Source organism: Pelagibacterium halotolerans B2 (assembly GCF_000230555.1).
GTDB classification, from domain to species: Bacteria; Pseudomonadota; Alphaproteobacteria; order Rhizobiales; family Devosiaceae; genus Pelagibacterium; species Pelagibacterium halotolerans.
On sequence record NC_016078.1, the window covers coordinates 739,750 to 760,019 of the forward strand.

13 protein-coding genes and 1 pseudogene are annotated in these 20,270 nt (G+C 61.6%); 12 read left to right on the plus strand and 2 right to left on the minus strand.

The window, feature by feature from the left end; all coding sequences use genetic code 11:
* Position 1: 1 nt before the first annotated feature.
* The 8 genes and pseudogenes from ccmE to KKY_RS03785 all read left to right on the plus strand — a co-directional run bounded on the left by ccmE (position 2) and on the right by KKY_RS03785 (position 10,436).
* A complete protein-coding gene (ccmE, locus tag KKY_RS03750) occupies positions 2–445 on the plus strand; it encodes a cytochrome c maturation protein CcmE (protein WP_014129971.1) in 444 nt (147 codons plus the stop codon).
* A 6-nt stretch (positions 446–451) separates the two neighbouring features.
* Positions 452–2,434 (plus strand): heme lyase CcmF/NrfE family subunit, encoded by a 1,983-nt coding sequence (locus tag KKY_RS03755; RefSeq protein ID WP_014129972.1) that lies wholly within the window; start codon positions 452–454, stop codon positions 2,432–2,434.
* 38 nt (positions 2,435–2,472) lie between these two features.
* A pseudogene (locus KKY_RS03760) lies at positions 2,473–2,875 on the plus strand (cytochrome c-type biogenesis protein).
* Between the two features lie 98 nt (positions 2,876–2,973).
* Positions 2,974–3,741, plus strand: a complete 768-nt coding sequence (locus KKY_RS03765) for a sulfite exporter TauE/SafE family protein (protein ID WP_014129974.1) — start codon at positions 2,974–2,976, stop codon at positions 3,739–3,741.
* Between the two features lie 129 nt (positions 3,742–3,870).
* Positions 3,871–5,391: a Do family serine endopeptidase gene (locus KKY_RS03770; protein WP_014129975.1), complete on the plus strand. Its 1,521-nt coding sequence runs from the start codon at positions 3,871–3,873 to the stop codon at positions 5,389–5,391.
* Between the two features lie 55 nt (positions 5,392–5,446).
* Complete coding sequence (locus tag KKY_RS03775; RefSeq protein ID WP_014129976.1) at positions 5,447–6,118, plus strand: response regulator transcription factor; 672 nt, start codon at positions 5,447–5,449, stop codon at positions 6,116–6,118.
* Entirely contained in the window at positions 6,111–7,526 is a 1,416-nt protein-coding gene (locus tag KKY_RS03780; protein WP_139304963.1) for a sensor histidine kinase, read from the plus strand. The genes KKY_RS03775 and KKY_RS03780 overlap by 8 nt, the downstream gene beginning before the upstream one ends.
* 12 nt (positions 7,527–7,538) lie before the next feature.
* Positions 7,539–10,436: a bifunctional [glutamine synthetase] adenylyltransferase/[glutamine synthetase]-adenylyl-L-tyrosine phosphorylase gene (locus KKY_RS03785; RefSeq protein ID WP_014129978.1), complete on the plus strand. Its 2,898-nt coding sequence runs from the start codon at positions 7,539–7,541 to the stop codon at positions 10,434–10,436.
* On the opposite strand, the gene KKY_RS03790 is transcribed toward KKY_RS03785, so the two are convergent.
* Positions 10,433–12,133 (minus strand): sensor histidine kinase, encoded by a 1,701-nt coding sequence (locus KKY_RS03790; RefSeq protein WP_014129979.1) that lies wholly within the window; start codon positions 12,131–12,133, stop codon positions 10,433–10,435. The genes KKY_RS03785 and KKY_RS03790 overlap by 4 nt on opposite strands.
* Positions 12,134–12,566: 433 nt before the next feature.
* On the opposite strand from KKY_RS03790, the gene KKY_RS03795 reads away from it, so the two are divergent.
* Both KKY_RS03795 and KKY_RS03800 read left to right on the plus strand, forming a co-directional pair.
* Entirely contained in the window at positions 12,567–14,432 is a 1,866-nt protein-coding gene (locus tag KKY_RS03795) for an ABC transporter ATP-binding protein (protein WP_014129980.1), read from the plus strand.
* 87 nt (positions 14,433–14,519) lie between these two features.
* Positions 14,520–16,412 carry an ABC transporter ATP-binding protein gene (locus KKY_RS03800; RefSeq protein WP_014129981.1) on the plus strand — a complete coding sequence of 631 codons (1,893 nt, stop codon included), beginning with the start codon at positions 14,520–14,522 and terminating at the stop codon, positions 16,410–16,412.
* Here the strand turns inward: KKY_RS03800 and KKY_RS20450 are convergent, their stop codons facing one another.
* On the minus strand, positions 16,413–16,895 hold the full coding sequence (locus KKY_RS20450; protein ID WP_014129982.1) for a methyltransferase family protein: 483 nt from the start codon (positions 16,893–16,895) through the stop codon (positions 16,413–16,415).
* Positions 16,896–17,006: 111 nt separating this feature from the next.
* Here KKY_RS20450 and KKY_RS03810 point away from each other — a divergent pair, with 111 nt between their 5' ends.
* Positions 17,007–19,484 (plus strand): beta-mannosidase, encoded by a 2,478-nt coding sequence (locus KKY_RS03810; RefSeq protein ID WP_014129983.1) that lies wholly within the window; start codon positions 17,007–17,009, stop codon positions 19,482–19,484.
* Between the two features lie 18 nt (positions 19,485–19,502).
* Complete coding sequence (locus KKY_RS03815) at positions 19,503–20,213, plus strand: D-lyxose/D-mannose family sugar isomerase (RefSeq protein ID WP_014129984.1); 711 nt, start codon at positions 19,503–19,505, stop codon at positions 20,211–20,213.
* Positions 20,214–20,270: the final 57 nt, after the last annotated feature.

Below are 20,270 nucleotides of genomic sequence, written 5' to 3' on the forward strand. Positions count from 1 at the left end.
AATGGCCTGGACACGCAAACAGAAACGCCTTGGTGTCATTGCCGGCCTCGGTGTCATCCTCGCACTGGCGGCGGGGCTCATCCTGACGGCGCTGCGCGACCAGATCGTGTTTTTCTATTCGCCGACCGAGATCGCGGAGGCAGCCATAGCGCCCGGAACGCCGATCCGGCTCGGGGGGCTTGTGCTCGAGGGAAGCTGGCAACAGGATGGGGAAACCAATGTTTTCGTCGTCCATGACGGGGCTGGCGAGATGACCGCGCACTTTACCGGCATCCTGCCCGACCTGTTCCGCGAAGGACAGGGCGTGGTGGCCGAGGGAAGCGTGCAGCCCGATGGCACGTTCCTGGCAACCAATGTGCTCGCCAAGCACGACGAAACCTACATGCCCCGGGAAGTCGCCGACTCGCTGCGCGAGCAGGGCGTCTGGCAAGGCGAGGAAGGATAACGCAGCGTGACGATAGAACTGGGACATTTCGCCTTCGTTCTGGCCTTCGTTCTGGCCATCGCACAGGCGGGCGCGGGTTTTGCCTTCTGGCGTGGCAGCGAATTGGCGCAGCGCTTCGTTTCCCAGGCGGCGATCTTGCAGTTCGCGCTTGTGGGTCTCTCGTTTGCGGCTCTGCTTTCAGCATTCGCCGTCGACGATTTTTCGGTGCGGCTGGTGGTCGAACACTCCCATTCGCTCCAGCCCATGCTCTACAAGATCACCAGCACCTGGGGGAACCATGAAGGTTCCATGCTGCTGTTCGTGTTCACGCTGACCCTGTTCGGGGCGGCAGTGGCGGCGTTCGGGCGCAATCTGCCCAATGAACTCAAGACGCTCGTGCTCTCCAATCAGGGGCTCATGGTCGGCGCGTTTTCCGGCTTCGTCCTGTTCACATCCAACCCCTTCTGGCGGCTCGATCCGGCGCCGTTCAACGGCACCGAACTCAATCCTGTGCTTCAGGATATCGGCCTCGCCATCCATCCCCCGCTGCTCTATCTGGGCTATGTCGGCTTTTCGATCTGTTTTTCGTTTGCGGTGGCAGCGCTCGTTTCCGGCCGGATCGATGCGGCCTGGGCGCGCTGGGTCCGCCCATGGACACTGGCGAGCTGGGCATTCCTGACGCTGGGCATCGCGATGGGCTCTTACTGGGCTTATTACGAACTGGGGTGGGGCGGCTGGTGGTTCTGGGATCCGGTGGAAAATGCCAGCTTCATGCCATGGCTGGCCGGCACCGCGCTGCTCCACTCGGCCATCGTCATGGAAAAGCGCAATGCGCTGAAAATCTGGACCATATTTCTGGCGATCATCACATTTTCGCTCAGCCTGCTTGGCACGTTTCTCGTGCGCTCGGGCATCCTGACGTCGGTGCATTCTTTCGCCTCCGATCCCACGCGCGGCATTATCATCCTCGCCATGCTGGCGGCCTTTATCGGTGGCGCGTTCACGCTGTTTGCCCTGCGGGCCTCGAGCTTGCGCCATGGCGGCCTGTTCGCGCCGATCAGCCGCGAAGGCGCGCTGATTTTGAACAATCTGTTCCTCTCGGCGGCCACGGCAGGCGTTCTGATCGGAACACTCTATCCACTGGTGCTCGAAGCCCTGACCGGCGCGCGCATCACGGTCGGGGCACCGTTCTTCGATCTGACCTTTGGCGCACTGATGGTCCCGTTGCTGCTCTTGATCCCGTTCGGCCCCTTCCTCGCCTGGAAGCGCGGTGATCTGGTCGCCGTGGGCCAGAGGCTCTTCGCGGCGATTGTCGTCACGGTGATCCTCACGCTTATTGTGTTCGGCTTTCTGGGCTTTCCGATTTCGCTCGCACCGATCGGGCTTGGCATCGGCATCTGGGTCATGGTCGGCCCCATTGCCGAACTGGCCGAGCGTGCCGCCATCGGCAGGGCGAAATGGGCGCAGAGCTGGCAGCGGCTCAAGGGTCTGCCAAAGACCGCATGGTCGACCGCCATCGCCCATTTCGGCGTCGGCGTGTCGGTGATCGGCATCGTCTGCGCCACGGCGTTCCAGACCGAGAACGTGACCTCGATGCGAGCCGGGGAGACCGTCGACATCGCCGGCTACTCGATCACCTATCAGGGTGAGGAGCATTTCGAGGGCCCCAATTTCACCGCCGACCGGGGCACGTTCCTGATCGATGCGCCTTGGGGCCGGGATCGGCAATTGACCTCCGAGCGCCGCGTTTATGGCGTGAGCGGAACGCCGACGACCGAGGCAGGGATCGCGACCTACGGGTTCAGCCAGATGTATATCCAGTTCGGCGAACGCTTCGGCACCGATGGGCGCGTGGTGCGCCTCTGGCACAAGCCCTTCGTGCTGTTGATCTGGCTGGGAACCGTCCTGATGGCCGGCGCCGGGTTCCTCTCGCTCACCGATCGCCGCATGCGGATCGGGGCGCCCACAACGGCCAGGCAAAAGGCCAAGCCGGCGGAGGCGGGCCAGTGAAGCGCCTGATCCTTGTCCTCTCCGCTCTGCTGGCTTTGATGGTGCCGATGAGTGCGGGCGCCGTGCAGCCCGATGAAGTGCTCGACAATCCCGTGCTCGAACAGCGGGCGCGTTCGATTTCGGGCAATCTGCGCTGCCTTGTGTGCCAGAACCAGTCCATCGACGATTCCGACGCCGAGCTGGCCCGCGACCTGCGCCTGCTGGTCCGCGAGCGGCTGGGAGCCCGGGGCACCCGTCGTGGCGCGCTATGGCGAGTTCGTGCTGCTCAACCCGGTCTTTGCCGGCCATACGATCGTTCTCTGGATCGCCACGCCCATTCTCCTGGGCGGCGGACTGATCGTTCTGGCCATATGGGCCATCCGCCGCCGCAAGACGGTGACGGGAAAGTCCGGGCTTTCTTCAGAAGAGGCGAACGCACTCGAAAGGCTTCGCAAGAGCTAGGCCCGGACCCCGGGTTTCCCGCACAGCGGAAACCGCAATGGCCGTCGCGCTTGTTCTCGATCGCGGCCTCTGCCATCAAAGGGCAGGGAGCCTGCCATATGAATTTCGACATTGCCCAGCTCTTGCCCGACGGCCTTTCCGTGTGGATTGCGCTGACCCTGATCGCCGTGAGTTTTCTCACCTCGATGATAACGGCGATGTTCTCGCTCGGCGGCGGCATCGCCATGCTGGCGGCGCTTGGGCTGGTTTTTCCCCCTGCCGTGGTCATACCCGTGCACGGCCTTGTCCAGCTCGGCTCCAATGGCGGGCGCGCCATCGTCCAGCGTGCCCATATCCAATGGCACCTGATGGCCTGGTTCGGCGCGGGCAGCGTGCTGGGCATCGTTCTGGGCGGCAGTCTCGCCGTATCGATCCCCGAAGCCCTGTTTCAGGCGGTCATTGGCCTGTTCATCCTCTATTGCGTTTGGGTGCCCCAGCCGCGGGTGACCGGTCGCGGACCGATTGCCGATTTTGCCGCGGGCACGATCATTGGCGGCGTCGGCATGTTCGTGGGGGCTGTGGGGCCGCTGGTCGCCAATTTCCTGCGCAAGCTCGATGACAGACGGCAATTGATCGCCACCCAGGCCAGCCTGATGACGCTCAACAACATTGCCAAGGTTGCGACCTTTACACTTTTCGGCTTTGCGTTCGCGCAATATCTGCCTGTCGTACTCGCCATGATCCTGACCGGTTTCCTTGGGACCGTGGTGGGAAGCCGCATCCTCGACACGGTGTCGGAGACCACGTTCCGCCGGGGGTTCAAGCTTATCCTGACCCTGATGGCGCTCGAAATGCTGCGCCAGGCGATCTTGGGCCTGGGGGCATAGGCGGGCCACATTTCGGCCCGGTCCATTACCAAGATTTAATCCGCGTGCAACTGTGCGGAAAGCCCGCGCGTATTACATAAGACGCCAACAGCAGAGACGAACTGTCTGTAACAGAGAGGATCTTCCAATATGTCCAACATGCTTTCTACGCCGAAGCGCAAGTGGATCGCCGCATCTGCAATGGCAATGATTGTCGCGGCAGGTACGCTCGGCGCCGGCTTCGTCAACACCCAGCCCGCAATTGCCCAGCAGGTTGGAACCGATGTGGGATCGCCCCCGATGAGCGGGTTCGCCGATCTGGTCGAGTCGGTTTCGCCGGCCGTCGTTTCCGTGCAGGTCAGCGCCGAGGTCCCCGTCCAGCAGATCCAGCGCGGCCCGAATTTCGAGTTCGAGTTCCCCGATCTGCCTGAAGACCATCCCCTGCGCCGGTTCTTCGACCAGTTCGAAGAGCCCTTCAACGCGCCAAATCCAGAGCGGCCCAACCGCCCGCGTGATTTCATGCAGGCCGTTGGTTCGGGCTTCATCATCTCGGCGGACGGTTACATCGTGACCAACAATCACGTCGTCCAGGATGCGAGCGAAGTCACCGTCCTGCTCGAGGACGACACCGAGCTGGCAGCCGACATCATCGGCACCGATCCGCGCACCGATCTCGCCCTGCTCAAGGTTCGCGAAGAGCGCAACGACCTGCCCTTCGTCGAATTTGCCACCGAGGAAGCCCGTGTGGGTGACTGGGTGGTTGCCGTGGGCAATCCGTTCGGTCTGGGCGGTACGGTGACCGCCGGTATCGTTTCGGCTCGTGGCCGCGACATCAACGCCTCCTATTATGACGACTTCCTCCAGATCGATGCGGCCGTGAACCGTGGCAATTCCGGTGGCCCTTCGTTCAACACCGAGGGTGACGTCGTTGGCGTCAACACCGCCATCTTCTCGCCTTCGGGCGGCAATGTGGGTATCGCGTTCGCCATTCCGGCGGCTCTGGCCCAGAACGTCATTTCCCAGCTTCAGGAAACCGGCTTTGTGACCCGAGGCTTCCTGGGCGTTTCGCTTCAGGATCTCAATGACGATCTCGCCGATGCGCTGGGCCTGGCCAATGCCAATGGTGCGCTGGTCACCCAGCCCATCGAAGGTGCCCCTGCGGCGGACGCCGGAGTGGAATCTGGCGACGTCATCGTCTCGGTCAATGGGCAGGGTGTGAGTACGGCGCGTGAACTCTCGCGCGTGATTTCCCAGCAGTCGCCTGGCTCCGATGTGGACCTCGGCATTATACGCAATGGCGACGAACTCGACATCACGGTGACACTCGACCGTCTCGAGGAAGACGAGGAATCCGCCCCTGCACCCCAGGTTCAGGAGGAAGAGGCCGAGCCCGAAACGACAAGCTCGTCGATCGGTGTGACGGTCATCCCCAATGAAGACGGCGAAGGACTTGTCGTCGATTCCATCGAGGCCGACAGTGCTGCCGCCTCCCGCGGCCTGATGCCCGGCGACGTGATCGAGCAGGCCAACGGCGGTGCCGTGTCCTCGCCCGATGACTTCGAAGCGGCCATCGATGCCGCCCGGAGCGAAGGCAAGTCCGCGGTTTCCCTGCGGGTGTCGCGCGACGGTGTCGTCCGCTTCGTGGGCGTGCCGCTCGACATCGAAGAGTAAGAACCATCGGGATCGGCCTTTGGGCCGGTCCCGTCCATCCCCGGGGGCGCTGACAGTGAAGATATTGCTGATTGAAGACGACCGCGAAGCGGCGACCTATCTCATTCAGGCCCTCGACGAATGCGGCCATGTCACCCACCACGCCAGCGACGGCGAGACCGGCTTTGCCATGGCGTCGGGCATGGAATACGACGTTCTGATCGTCGACCGCATGCTGCCGCGCCGCGACGGCCTCTCGATCATCGAATCCCTGCGCGCCGAAGACGATAACACGCCCGTTCTGATCCTGTCGGCGCTGGGCGAGGTCGATGACCGCGTCACCGGTTTGCGCGCCGGCGGCGATGACTATCTCGTCAAACCCTACGCCTTTTCCGAACTCCTGGCCCGCATCGAAGTGATGGCGCGCCGCTCGGCCCCGAGCGAAGCGGCCACCTCCTACCAGGTGGGCGATCTCATTCTCGATCGGCTGTCGCGCAAGGTCGAGAGGGCATCGGAGACCATTGTTCTGCAGCCCCGTGAATTTCGCCTCCTCGAATATCTCATGAAAAACGCCGGGCGGGTCGTCACCCGCACCATGCTGCTCGAAAATGTCTGGGATTATCATTTCGACCCCCAGACCAATGTTATCGACGTCCACATGTCCCGCCTGCGCGGAAAGGTGGACAAGGGCCATCAGCGCCAGTTGCTCCAGACCGTGCGTGGCGCGGGATATATGATCCGTGACTGACGCCGCACCCGGGCCCCTTCAACGGCGCAACCTGTGGCGGACCACCACGGTCCGCCTTACAGCCATGTTCATCGCGATCTTTGTGGGTTTTGCCATCGTGCTTTTGGGCCTGATCGCCTATCAGAGCTCGATACAGATCCAGCGCGAACAGTTGCGCGATGTCCAGCGCGAGATCGTCCAGATACGGCTGCTGTCCAGCCAGTCGGGCGTGCGCGCCGTGGCCTTTGCCGTCCAGAGGCTGGCCGACAGGCCGGGACCGGGCATCTATTATCTCGGCGATCCGACCGGCGTGATGATTGCAGGCAACGTTACCGACTTTCCGGCCACCATCCTGGCCGATCCGGGGCGCTATGAGCTCAATTACGAACGTGGGCGGGAAATCTATGGCGGTCCGGAAGACGAGGTGCCCACGAGCGGCACGGCCATCGTCGAATCTCTGGAACTGCCGAACGGCCTGCGGCTGGTCATCGGCCGGGACGTCGGCGAGCGGCGCGGGTTCAACGCGATCATCCTGCGCACGTTTTTCGGCGGCGCCATTGGTATCATCGTGCTTTCGGTGCTGGCCGGCGGTCTGACGGCGCGCTATGTGCTGCGCCGCATCGATGCCATAACCGGCACCTCGACCAAGATCATGTCAGGCAATCTGTCCGAGCGCGTGCCGGTGACCGGCCGCAACGACGAGTTCGACGCGGTGGCCACCAGCCTCAACGCGATGCTCGAGCGGATCGAGCGGCTGATGGTTGGCCTCAAGGAAGTGACCGACAACGTCGCCCACGACCTCAAGACCCCGCTCACACGCCTGCGCAACAAGGCCGAAGCGGCGTTGCGCAATCCCGACCCCGAGGCGCGGCGCACGGCGCTCGAAACCACCATCGCCGAATCCGACCAGCTCATTCGCACCTTCAACGCCTTGCTGCTCATCGCCCGGGCCGAGGCGGGAACCTCCACCGGGGCGTTCTCGGATATCGATCTGAGCGAAGTCGTCGCCGATGTTGCCGAACTCTATACGCCGGTGGCCGAAGATGCGGGGATGACACTGGAAACCGACATCGCCCCAGGAATCAGGCTCGATGCGAACAGGGAACTCATCGGTCAAGCCCTTGTAAATCTTGTCGAAAACGCCATAAAGTACGGTCAGAACACCGAAGGCGGCGGCATATCGATTTCCGCCCGCCGCGAAGCGGGGAGGATCGTCATTGAAGTTGCCGACAAGGGGCCGGGCATACCCGAGGCCGATCGTGCGCGCGTCTTCGAACGCTTTGCGCGGCTGGAAGCCAGCCGTACCGAGCCAGGGGCCGGACTTGGGCTTGCGCTCGTCTCGGCCGTCGTGCGCTTGCACAGGGGCGATATCCGCTTTGAGGACAACGCGCCGGGCGCAAAAGCGGTCATTACCTTTCCGGCAAACTGAAGTGCTTGTCTCATGACGGCGCTGGGACCGCGATTGCACGCATTGAGGGATGCGCCTGAAAATACGGCGCTGCCGGATGATCTGTCCCAGGTGCTGGGCGAGAGCGAGCGTGCGGCGTTTGAAAGCGCTGGAGCCACCCTCGGCCCGATCTTTGCCACGGCCCCCTATCTGCGCGACCTTGCTATCCGTCATGCCCAATGGTTTGCCGGCGTTCTGGAGGCCGGGCCGGAAGCGGCTTTTTCCCAATTGATCGCCGACATGATTTCGGCGGGCTCATGCGAGGCCGAGGAAGAACTGTCGCGACGTCTGCGTGTTGGCAAGGCGCGCGGGGCGCTATTGTCGGCGGTGGCGGAAATCGGCGGCGTGTGGACGGCGCGGGAAACCACGCGCTGCATGTCCGATCTTGCCGATGCCGCATTGCAGGCAGCGCTCGATTTCCTGATGGCCGAGGCTGGACGGGAAGACAAGCTGGCTCAACCGGCCGAACAGGCAAGCGCTGCCAATTCCGGGCTGGCGATCTTTGCGCTCGGCAAGCATGGCGGCCAGGAGCTCAACTATTCTTCGGACATCGACATCGTGGCGTTTTACGATCCCATGGTGGCGGTTTTGCCCGAGGATGCCGACCACAACAAATTCTATGTCCGTATCATCCGCCGGCTGGTCTCGATCATGCAGGACCGCACTGCTGAAGGCTATGTGTTTCGCACCGATGTGCGGCTGCGCCCCGATCCTGGCTCGACCCCGGTGGCGATATCGTTCGATGCGGCGCTGGGCTATTATGAATCGCGCGGCCAGAACTGGGAGCGGGCGGCCTGGATCAAGGCACGGCCCTGCGCCGGCGATATCGGGGTGGGCAATCAGTTTTTGAAGGAACTGGCGCCGTTCATCTGGCGCAAGCACCTCGACTTCGCGATGATTGCCGATATTCAGGCGATGAAACGCCAGATCAACATTCATCGCAAGGTCGGCGAACAGCGCGTTCTGGGCCACAATGTCAAGCTGGGGCGAGGCGGTATCCGCGAGATCGAGTTTTTCGTCCAGACCCAGCAGCTTATCGCCGGTGGCCGCGATCCCGACCTGCGGGTGCGCCCCACGGTCAAGGCGCTGGCGGCACTGGTTGAGGGCAAATGGATCAGCCCGGAAGCTGCGCGCGACCTTGAGGAAACCTATTGGTTCCTGCGGGCGGTCGAAAACCGTCTGCAGATGCTGCGCGACGAGCAGACCCATGTGATGCCCGAAACCGAGGAAGGTGTCGGTGAGATCGCGCTGCTGATGGGTTATGAAAACCGTGAGGCATTCGAGGCCGATTATCGCGCCGCGCTGGCGCGGGTGTCGGACTATTACGCCGAGCTGTTTTCCGAGGGAGAAAGCCTGTCGGGGGAGTTGGGCAATCTGGTCTTCACCGGATCGGACGACGATCCCGATACCCTTGAAACACTTGCCAATCTCGGGTTTTCCGATCCCGCTGCGGTCTCTGCCACCATCCGCAAATGGCATTATGGCGGTTATGCCGCGACCCGCGCCGCAAAGGCGCGCGAGCATTTGACCGAGTTGATCCCCGGCCTGCTCAAAACCTTTGCCGGGAGCGGCAATGCCGACATCGCCTTTGCCCGGTTCAACGATTTCCTCACCCGGCTGCCCGCGGGCGTGCAGATGTTCGCGCTGTTGCGCAACCACGCCCATTTGCGTCAATTGCTGCTCGATTTCATGTCGTCGGCGCCCCGGCTCGCCGAGGCGGTGATCCATCGGGCCCATGTGGTGGACGGATTGATCGATCCGCACTTTGCCGGAGATATCGCGACCTCGGATTCGCTTGTGGCCAATGTCGATGCCTTTCTGGCCGAGGCCCGCAGCTTTGAAGATCTCATCGACCGGGCGCGCATCATCGGCCAGGAACAGAAATTCCTTATCGCTGCCGGTCTGGTGGGGGGAGCACTGTCCGCGCAACAGGCCGGACGCCAATTCACGGCGCTCGCCGAAACACTCCTGGCCCGCCTGTTTGCCGCCGTACGCGAAAATTTTGCACAACGGCACGGCACCATCGCCGGCGCGCGGGTCGGCTTGTTGGGCTTCGGCAAGATGGCCAGCCGCGAAATGACGCTGACCTCCGATCTCGATTTCATCCTCCTCTATGATGTGCCTGAAGGCACGGCGGGCTCGGATGGCGAGCGCGAACTCGATGTCGCCACCTATTTCACCCGCCTCACCCAACGGCTGGTCGCCGCGATTTCCGCCCCGACTGCCGAAGGGGTGCTGTACGAGGCCGATATGCGGCTGCGCCCCTCGGGCAATGCCGGTCCGCTTGCCACGAGCCTCAAACGCTTCCGCACCTATCAGAGCGATGAGGCCTGGACGTGGGAACATCTGGCGCTGACCCGCGCCCGCGTGGCGATCGGTGACGAGGGGTTGGCCGAAACCGTCGGTGCCGAGATTTCTCGCATCATGGCCCTGCCGCGCGATCGGGCGAAAATTGTCGGCGATGTGCTCGATATGCGGGCCCTGATGGCAAGGGAGCGTCCGCCCCGCCACCCGTTCGATCTCAAGCTGCACGATGGCGGGCTGGTCGATCTCGAATTCATCGCCCAGACGGCGCAATTGCTCGAAGGGGAAAAGCTCGACGTGCCACAGGCGCCCCCCGCCAAAGTGCTGTTGCGGTTGGCCGAAACGGGCATCCTGCCGCAAGGCGAGCGGCTCGCGGAAATCCATGCGATCTACGCAACGATCCTGCAATTGATGAGTGCGTGCCTTGTCGATCCGCTCAAGGACGAGGGGTGGACACCCGCCTTCCGCGAACTGGTGGCCCGCCGCGCCAACTATCCGGATTTCTTGAGACTGGAGGCCGATATCATCGCGATGCGTGCCGAGGTGAGCGAGGCGGCGGCCCGGTTCTATGAAAAGATGAAGGCTTAAGCGGCCTGCGCCGGAGCGAGTGAAATCGGGGTCGGAAACTGGTGTTCCTGCGCCGGAGCCATGGGCAGGGAAATTGCCACGGTCGTGCCGATGCCTTCCAGGGAGTCTATAGCCAGCCGTCCCCCACTTTGTTCGGCCACGGCGCGGGCGATGGCGATGCCAAGTCCGACGCCGTCATGCTCGCGGGTAAAGGCCGCATCGGGAAGAACGAAGGGCTGGGATAGCTTGCTCATCTGCTCTTCGTTCATGCCGATTCCGGTATCGGTGACTTCCAATACGACGCCGTTTTCGGCGGGCCACGCTGCAACCCGGATCACACCCCCTGCCGGCGTGAACCGCAAGGCGTTCTCGATGAGATTGGTCATCATGCGATCGAGATAGTGCCGGTCGGCCGCGAGCCAGCCCTGCGTGCGCCGTGCCACGTCCAGCCGCACTCCGGCTTTTGCGGCGCGACCCGCAAAACGGATCGAGCAGCCCGAAAGCAGGTCATCAATCGCGATGGGTTCTTTCCTGAGCGTCTTGCGGCCGGCTTCGAGTTCGGCAAATTCGAGAATTTCCGCAAAGGATTTCAGCAGCTTTTCGCCCGCGCATTTGATGTCGGTCACATAGGACTGGTATTTGGGGTCTCCCAACGGTCCGAACGTCTCCATCCGGATCATCTCCGCAAAGCCGATGATGTGATTGAGCGGGGTGCGGATATCGTGGGAAAGATGAGAGAGAAAACTGGTCTTGGCGCGGCTCGAGGCTTCCGCCCTGATTTTTTCTTCGTGATAGCGACGGGCGAGGAGGCGCTGTTCTTCCCGCACCGATCCCAGCAGCCGGTCGGCGGCCTTGCGTTCGGTGATGTCGGTGACGATGGTCACGAACCCACCGGAAGGACATGGGCGTTCGTCCAGCATCAGGACCGATCCGTCGGCCCGCTCGACCTCGACGACGCGCTGGCGATTCATGTCGAGTACAGGGCGGGCCGAAATCCGGCCGGCAATGGTCTTGGAAACATCGGCGTATGGGATGCCCGGGACAGTTGCGTTCGCATCGAGCCGCAACAGGCGGGCAAAGGCTCGATTGGTGCAGACCAGAAGGCCGTCCTCGGACCAATGGGCAAGCCCGTACGGCACCGCGTCCATGGCCGGAAGCAGCGCCGTTTCGTGCCTGGAGCGCTTGCGGGTCGAGTACGCGATCAGTCCCGCGCCAAGAAAAAGGGCGGCAAGGACCCATCCGTGACGCCATGCGAGGTCATCGAGAACCGACATCCGCGGGATAAAAACAGCGACTTCGCCCGACTCGCCCGAAAGCGGCGCGGTGGCTTGAACATACTGATCCGTCAGCGATGAGGGGCTGCCATAGCCCTCGGAGATCTCGGGCGACGAGCTGAACAGCACTTCGCCGTTTTCGCCGAGAACGGCGATATGAATATCGTCCGAAAGGGTCGGCATTTCGGGGACAAGAGCGTCGAGTTGGCCGGGTGTGACCTGCGCGGCCGCCAGGGCTGCAACGAGTTCGGCGCGGTTCTCGAGAGCGGCCTGCGAGCGCGCCATGTCGTTGCCGACGAAAAAGCCGGCCGATGCAAGCGTTGCGACAAGCGCCAGAAGGGCCGGAAGAGGCAGGTTGCCTGCCGTAAGGATACGCTGAACGAGCCCGCCGGCGCCGCCTTCGAATCCCTTATCGCTGACGCCGGATGTCTCCGCCGAACCCATGCCCGTTCAGCCGCGTTCCGGCGGCTGCCCCAACCAATTGCGTGATGCTAAGACTTTGAATCGGTTGATTGACTCTTGTCTATAGGCATTTTTTGCCGGTGTTTGATCGGACAAAAATTATCGAGTCGGCAGAGTCACTTAGGGGCGAGAAAAATATTTCCACTTTGTTAAGGGTTGCGCCGCGCCGGCCCAATGTCATCGAAGAGACATGCGACTCGTTCCCAAGGATGCTATCCTGCCCGGCTTGCCCGGCGGGCCTATCCGGTGTCGGATTTGCCGCTGCGGAACCGTCCTTGGGCAAGGTCGATGCTTGACGAAATTCGCAATTGAATTTATCAAGCATTATCTTGTTTAATTAATCTCCTCTGTTTCCGTTCGCGCATGTGGGAAGGCGCGGGCGGCGATGCCGGTCCTCTTCCCGTCTGGTTGTCCGATGTTCCGCTGGTTCGAAAATCTGCTCAATCCCTATCCGCCCGATGCGCCCTCGCAGCCGCCGAAATCCCTGTTGGCCTTCTGCCTGCATTACATGGACGGCGTGAAGCTGCCTCTGATTGCAATGGCGGTGCTCTCCACACTGGTTGCATTGGCCGAAATCGCCCTGTTCGGATTTTTGGGCAATGTGATCGACTGGCTTTCGGCTGCCGACAAGGAGACCTTTCTGGCCGATGAAGGCCCGATGCTGTTCTGGATGAGCCTGTTTGTGCTGCTGGTCGTGCCGACGCTGGTGCTGGTCTCGAACCTGATCATCCACCAGACGCTTCTGGGCAATTTCCCCCAGCGCATCCGCTGGATGGCGCATCGCTATCTCATCCGCCAGTCGATGAGCTATTTCCAGGATGAATTTGCCGGTCGCATCGCCACAAAGGTGATGCAGACGGCGCTCGCCGTGCGCGAAACCGTGATGAAACTGCTCGATGTGCTCAACTACGTCATCGTCTATTTCATCGGCGCCGTCGTGCTCGCGGCCATGAACAATATCTGGCTGGCGCTGCCCTTCATCGTCTGGGTCGTCGCCTATGTCGGGCTGCTGCGCCACTATGTGCCCAAACTGGGCAAGATTTCCGAGCTGCAGGCCGACGCGCGCTCGATGATGACCGGCCGGATCGTCGACAGCTACACCAACATCGCGACGGTCAAGCTGTTCTCCCATTCGAGCCGCGAGGAGACCTACGCCCGAGAGGCGATGGACGAGTTCCTCGAAACCGTCCATGGCCAGATGCGCTATGTGACGATCCTCAACCAGGGCATCACCATTCTCAATGGATTGTTGCTGTTTGCCGTGGGCTTTGTCGGCATCTGGCTCTGGCTTGACGATCTGGTCAGCGCCGGTGCCGTTGCCGCGGCCGCGGCCATCGTGCTGCGCTTCCAGGGCATGAGCCAGTGGATCATGTGGGAGATGTCGGCGCTGTTCGAGAATATCGGCACCGTGCGCGATGGCATCAATTCCCTTTCGCTCCCCTCGATCGTCGCCGACGAACCCGATGCGCCAAGACTTGAACGGGTCAAGGGCGATATCGTCTTTAAAGACGTGGCCTTCAACTACGGCAAGAAGGGCGACGACCAGACCGCCAAGGTCATCGAAGGGCTCAACCTGCATATCCGGGCCGGCGAAAAGATCGGGCTTGTCGGCCGCTCGGGTGCGGGCAAGTCGACCATCGTCAACCTGCTGTTGCGCTTCTACGACCGCCAGAGCGGGCACGTGTTTATCGACGGCACCGACGTCGCTTCGGTGGCCCAGGACTCATTGCGCGCCAATATTGGCGTCGTGACTCAGGACACCTCGCTCCTGCATCGCTCGGTGGCTGACAACATCAAATATGGCCGTCCCGACGCCACCGATGAGGAAATGATCGCCGCCGCGCAGAAGGCCGAGGCGCATGATTTCATCCTGACGCTGGTCGATGCCAAGGGCCGTAAGGGCTATGATGCCCATGTGGGCGAGCGTGGCGTCAAGCTCTCGGGCGGCCAGCGGCAACGCATCGCGATTGCGCGCGTGCTGCTCAAGGATGCTCCGATCCTTGTGCTCGATGAAGCCACTTCGGCGCTCGATTCCGAGGTCGAGGCGGCAATTCAGGGCCAGCTCGACATGCTCATGGAAGGCAAGACGGTCATCGCCATCGCCCACCGGCTTTCGACTATCGCCGCCATGGATCGGCTTATTATCCTCGAAGAGGGCAGGGTCGTGGAACAAGGCACCCACACAGAGCTTGTGGAAACGGGTGGCACTTATGCCCGACTTTGGGCACGCCAGTCCGGCGGGTTCATCGACGCGGATGCCGAGGAGGTCGCCGCGCAGTAACAGCGAATGCGGGAAGGCGCGTGGCGGCGAAAGGTGCGTCTAAGATATATCTTGACATAATCTCTTGCCGGCACCATTTATCAGGACATGACGCAACAGACCCTCAGCCTTCCCGCCCGCATCTCGAAAATTTTCGAAACGTGGATCAAGCCCTTCGAGTACAAGGGCGATATCCAGCCACCTGACACCATCTGGGCGTTCCTCTGGTATTATATTCGCCAAGCAAAGGCGCCCTATCTTGCGGTCCTGTTGTTTACGGGCCTGACCTCGCTGTTCGAGGCGCTGTTCTTTTTCTATATGGGCCGGCTCATCGACCTGCTCGAGAGCACCGATGCTGCGGGCGGCTGGGCCGGACTGATCGCGGCCCACGGCACCGAGCTTTCCATAATGCTTGTCGTGGTCGTGGTGGGGCGCTTTGCAGCGCCGGCGCTTCAGGCGCTGGTCGAAGAGCAGACCATTGGTCGGGGGTTCAACACCATGGTGCGCTGGCAGACCTATGCCTATGTGTCGCGCCAGTCGATCCGCTTCTTCAACGATGATTTCGCCGGACGGCTGGTCACCAAGGTGTCCCAGGCCGCCCAATCGCTCAACGACTTCGTCGCCAGCGTGATCCAGATCGGCTGGGCGCTGACCATTTTTGCCGGCACGACGATTTTCCTTTTTGCCCAGCTCGATTGGCGCATGGCGGCGCTTGTGGTGATCTGGATTGCGGCCATTCTTTTGATGGCGCGCTACTATGTACCGCGCATGCGCAGCCGCGCCGCCGAGAACGCCGAAAACGCTTCCGTGCTCAACGGGCGGATCACCGACAGCTTCGCCAACGTCCAGACCCTGCGCCTGTTTGGAAATGCCGAGGACAACGATACTTACGTCAAAAAAGGCTTCGAGCGTTTCCTCGATTCCGCGACACGGCTGGCGCGGCTCGTCACAGGCATGCGGGCCTCGATGGGCCTGCTGAGCACGGTCATGATTATCGCCTTTGGCTGGCTGGCCATCCAGCTCTGGACGGCCAACGCCATTACCGTGGGCGCTATCGCCTTTACCCTCAGTCTGGTGCTGCGCCTCAACATGATGCAGGGGCGCCTTATGGGCCAACTCAACGGCATGATGCGCCATTTCGGCGTCGCCCAGAATGCGATGGAAACCATCGCCCAGCCGCTCGAATTGACCGACGCGCCCGACGCGGAGCCGCTCAAGGTTACGGGCGCCGGGATCAAATTCGAAAATGTCCGATTCCACTACGGTCGCGAGAAGGGCATCATCGAAGGTGTCGATCTCAACGTGCGCCCCGGCGAAAAGATCGGGTTGGTCGGCCATTCGGGCGCCGGCAAATCCACGCTCGTCAATCTTTTGCTGCGCTTTTACGATCTGGAAAGCGGGCGCATCCTGATCGACGGGCAGGATATCTCAAAAGTCACCCAGGAATCGCTGCGCGCCAATATCGGGGTTGTCACCCAGGACACGGCCCTGCTGCACCGCTCGGTCAAGGCTAACATCCTGTTCGGCAAGGCCGGCGCGAGCGAAGAGGAGATGATCGCCGCTGCCAGGAGCGCCGAGGCCCACGACTTTATCATGGACCTCAAGGACAGCCGCGGACGGACGGGCTATGAAGCGCAGGTGGGCGAGCGCGGAGTCAAGCTTTCCGGCGGCCAACGCCAGCGCGTTGCCATCGCCCGCGTTCTGCTCAAGGACGCACCTATTCTCGTGCTCGATGAAGCGACGTCCGCGCTCGATAGCGAGGTTGAAGCGGCTATTCAAAGCCAGCTCGACAAGCTCATGGATGGCAAGACGGTGATTGCCATTGCCCACCGGCTCTCCACAATCGCCGCCATGGACCGCCTGGTCATCCTCGATCACGGTCGCATCGTCGAGGAGGGGACTCACGAGGCACTGCTGGCGCGGGGCGGCCACTACGCCCGGCTCTGGGAGCGCCAATCGGGCGGTTTCCTCGATCTCGAGGACGAAGAAGCCGCCGAATAGTCAAAGCCATCGGCGGGTCTTTGCCAGAAATGCTTCGTAACCGGCCCCGAACTTGCGGGCAAGATAGGCCTCTTCGCGCCGCACCACCACGCGATCGAGCACGAACCACAAGATGGGCAGTCCGATCAACGCCCATTCCAGCGCAAACAGCAGACCGATGCCGGTAAAGCTCAGCAGGAAGCCCACATACATCGGATTGCGCGTGAACCTGTAGGGGCCATTTGCGACGATTGCCGTGGTCGGTTTGAAAGGCTCGGGATTTGTTCCGGCAGCCCTGAACAGCCGGAAAGCCCAGATGTCGAGCGCGAGGCCCGCCACAAGCAGCACCCCGCCCACCAGCGTTTGCGGCGACCATACCGCCGGTGCGACCAGGAAACGGAGGGGAACCACAAACTCCAGAATGATCGCCAGCACCAGAAAGCCAACCGGATAGGTCGGCGGCAGGTGGGGAAGGCCGGGATTGTCTCGGTCCATATCGCTCATCGGTGCCTCCTGTGGGCCGTCGGATATTTTTATTTCATCCCGGCATTGAACTAAAGTAGAAGGCGGAACGATAGCGGACAAGCATCCAGAAGCGTCAGGAGGAGAAGCGCCATGGCCGAGGCACACGCTGCATCGCAAAAGGTAATCGATTACAGGGCGCTCGATCTCGGGGGGCGTTTTGCCCTTTCTGCGCCTGAACGCGGCTGGTCGGGCGAGATAGAGCTTCCCGGTGACGTTCACAATGCATTGCTGCAGGCGGGTGAAATCCCCGACCCTTATTTCGGCCAGAACGAGGACATCGTCGCCTGGGTTTATAAGACCCCGTGGACCGTCGAGCGGCGCTTTGACGTGCCCGCCGCCATGGCGCAGGGCTATCTGACGCTCACCCTCTCCGAGGTCGATTGCATAGCGACCGTGTTCCTCAACGGCGAAGAGATTGCGCAAACCCAGAACCAGTTCATTCGCTACGATCTCGACGTCACGGGCAAGATCGGGGCAGGGGAGAATACGCTCACCATCGCTTTCGCGGCCGTGCCGGAGATCGCCCAATCGCGTGCCGATGCGCACCCCTTCGCCATTCCCTACGCGGCCATGAACCAGAAGGTCGCCCACCTCAATTTCGTGCGCAAGACCGCCTGTCATGCCGGATGGGACTGGGGCATCTGCCTGATGCCGATCGGCGTCTATGGCCGCATGGAATTGCGCCGGTCCGCATTGGCGCGCACCGAAAGCGTCCAGGTCGAACAGCATCATGAAGACGGGAAGGTGAATCTGGTTCTCAAGACCAGGGTTCATGCCTTTGATTCCGGTGTGGTTTCGCTCACCCACACTATCGATGGCCAGACCGTCGGCGGCGATGTGACGGTGGAAAAGGGCGAGAACTTGATCGAGCACACAGTCATCATCGACCGTCCGAACCTGTGGTGGCCCGCCGGGCAGGGGGCGCAGCCGCTCTACGATCTCATCACCGATCTCGACGGCGAAACGACCGCCCGGAAGATCGGCCTGCGCCAGCTCGAATGGATCGTCGAAGCCGACGAGATCGATCACAGTTTCAAGTGTCGTATCAATGGACGCGACATCACGATGATGGGCGCCAACTGGATACCGGCTGATGCCATCCCCTCGCGCATTACGCCCGAGGTGGTCGAAGACCTGCTGCAAAGCGCGAGAGCGGCGAACTACAATATGGTCCGCGTCTGGGGCGGCGGGCAGTACGAGCCGGACTGGTTCTATGATCTGTGCGACGAGATGGGCCTGCTCATCTGGCACGATTTCATGTTTTCCTGCATGCCCTATCCGTCGGATCGCGCCTTCCTCGCTGACGTGCAGATCGAGATCACCCAACAGGTCCGCCGTCTTTCTTATCACGCTTCGATTGCCCTTTGGTGCGGCGACAACGAGGTGATCGGGTCGCTCAACTGGTATCCCGAAACCAAAGCCAACCGCGACCGGCATCTGGCCAATTACGACAGGCTTTCCAAACTGCTCGCCGAGACCGTCGAGGACGAGGACCCTCAGCGCCGTTTCTGGCCCTCCTCGCCCTCGCTTGGCTACATGGATTTTGCCGATGGCTGGCATATCGATACGCGCGGCGACATGCATTTCTGGGACGTCTGGCACTCGGCAAAACCCTTCGAGCACTACCGTACAGTGCAGCCCCGCTTTGCCTCCGAATTCGGCTTTCAGTCGTTCACGTCGATGAATGTCATCGAGAGCTTCACCGACCCCAAGGACCGCAATCCATCGTCCCCGGTCATGGAAACCCACCAGCGAAACGATGGTGGCAATGCCCGCATCCTTGAAACCATGTGCCGCTATTTCCGCTTTCCCAAGGGGTTTGAGGAAATGGTGTTTCTCAGCCAGATCCAGCAAGGGCTCGCCATCAAGACGGCAATCGAGTTCTGGCGCTCCACCAAGCCGCGCTGCATGGGTACGCTCTATTGGCAGATCAACGACATCTGGCCGGTGGCGAGCTGGTCCAGTCTCGATTATGGCGGGCAGTGGAAACCGCTGCACTACCTCGCCAAACGCTTCTTTGCGCCAATCAATATCGTGGCCGTCCCCGAGGGCGATGATATTGTCATCAAGGGCATGAACGATGGTCCGACGCCCACCGATATCACGCTCAATGTGTTTTCCGTCGATATGGAGGGTAACGCCAAGCCCTTGCACGGACTCGATGTTTCGCTCGGACTTGAATCTGCGTCTGAACTGGTTCGTGTAGCGCGTGAGGCCGTATCGGCGGGGCAGTTTCTGATGCTCGAATGGCGCGATCGCAACGGCGTGATGATCGGCAGCAATGATTTCTTTCCCCGCGCCCACAAATATTACGATCTGCCGCAGGCGCGGATCGAGGCACGGTGGACGCGAGGGCCAAGCGGCCCTGAACTCACCCTGCAATCGGACGCGTGTGCCTTCTTTGTCACGGCGCAGGTCGAACCTGCGGGATATTTCTCGGACAACTGTTTCACCCTCTTGCCCGGTCGCCCGGTTACCCTTAGCTTCTCGCCTCGCAGGGGTGCGGCGCCGGGCCTGGACGATCTCCAAAACAGTTTGCGGATCAGCCATTTGGCGGAAACATATTGAGCAGACGGAGATCACGGGATGAAACGTTCCCGCGTCAATGAAATCATTTCCGAAGCGGACGAATTCATCCGCTCTTTCGGCTATATCCTGCCCCCCTTCGCCTATTGGACACCGTCCGAAATGAAGGACAAGCAGGACCAGATCGACAACATCTTGCGCTCCGGGTTGGGCTGGGACGTGACCGATTACGGGCAGGGCGATTTCGATGCCCTCGGCCTGTTCCTGTTCACCGTCCGCAACGGCGATGCGGCCGATCTCGGCAAGGGGCGCGGCATGCTGTACGCGGAAAAGATCATGATTTCGCGTCACGATCAGATTTCGCCCATGCACCGTCACGCCATCAAGGCCGAGGACATCATCAATCGCGGCGGCGCCACGCTGGCGCTTCAGCTCTACAATGATGACGGGACCAACGAAGGCATCGACACCTCCGGGGACGTTGAAGTGTTTACCGATGGCATTCGCCGCGTCCTGCCCGCCGGGGGCATTCTCGAACTGTCCCCCGGCGAAAGCGTGACCCTGTTGCCGGGAAATTGGCACAAGTTCTGGGGTGAGGGCGGGGATGTGCTGATCGGTGAAGTCTCCACGGTCAACGACGATCGCACCGACAACACCTTCCTCGACCCCATCGGGCGATTCTCGGAGATCGAAGAAGACGTGGACCCGATCCATCTGCTGGTATCGGACTATGAAAAATGGTTCGGAATTGCAGGCGGCTCGGGCTACTGACGTCATCGTGATTATCGCATAGCGGAACAACTATCGCCTCGCTCGATTGGCAAAGTA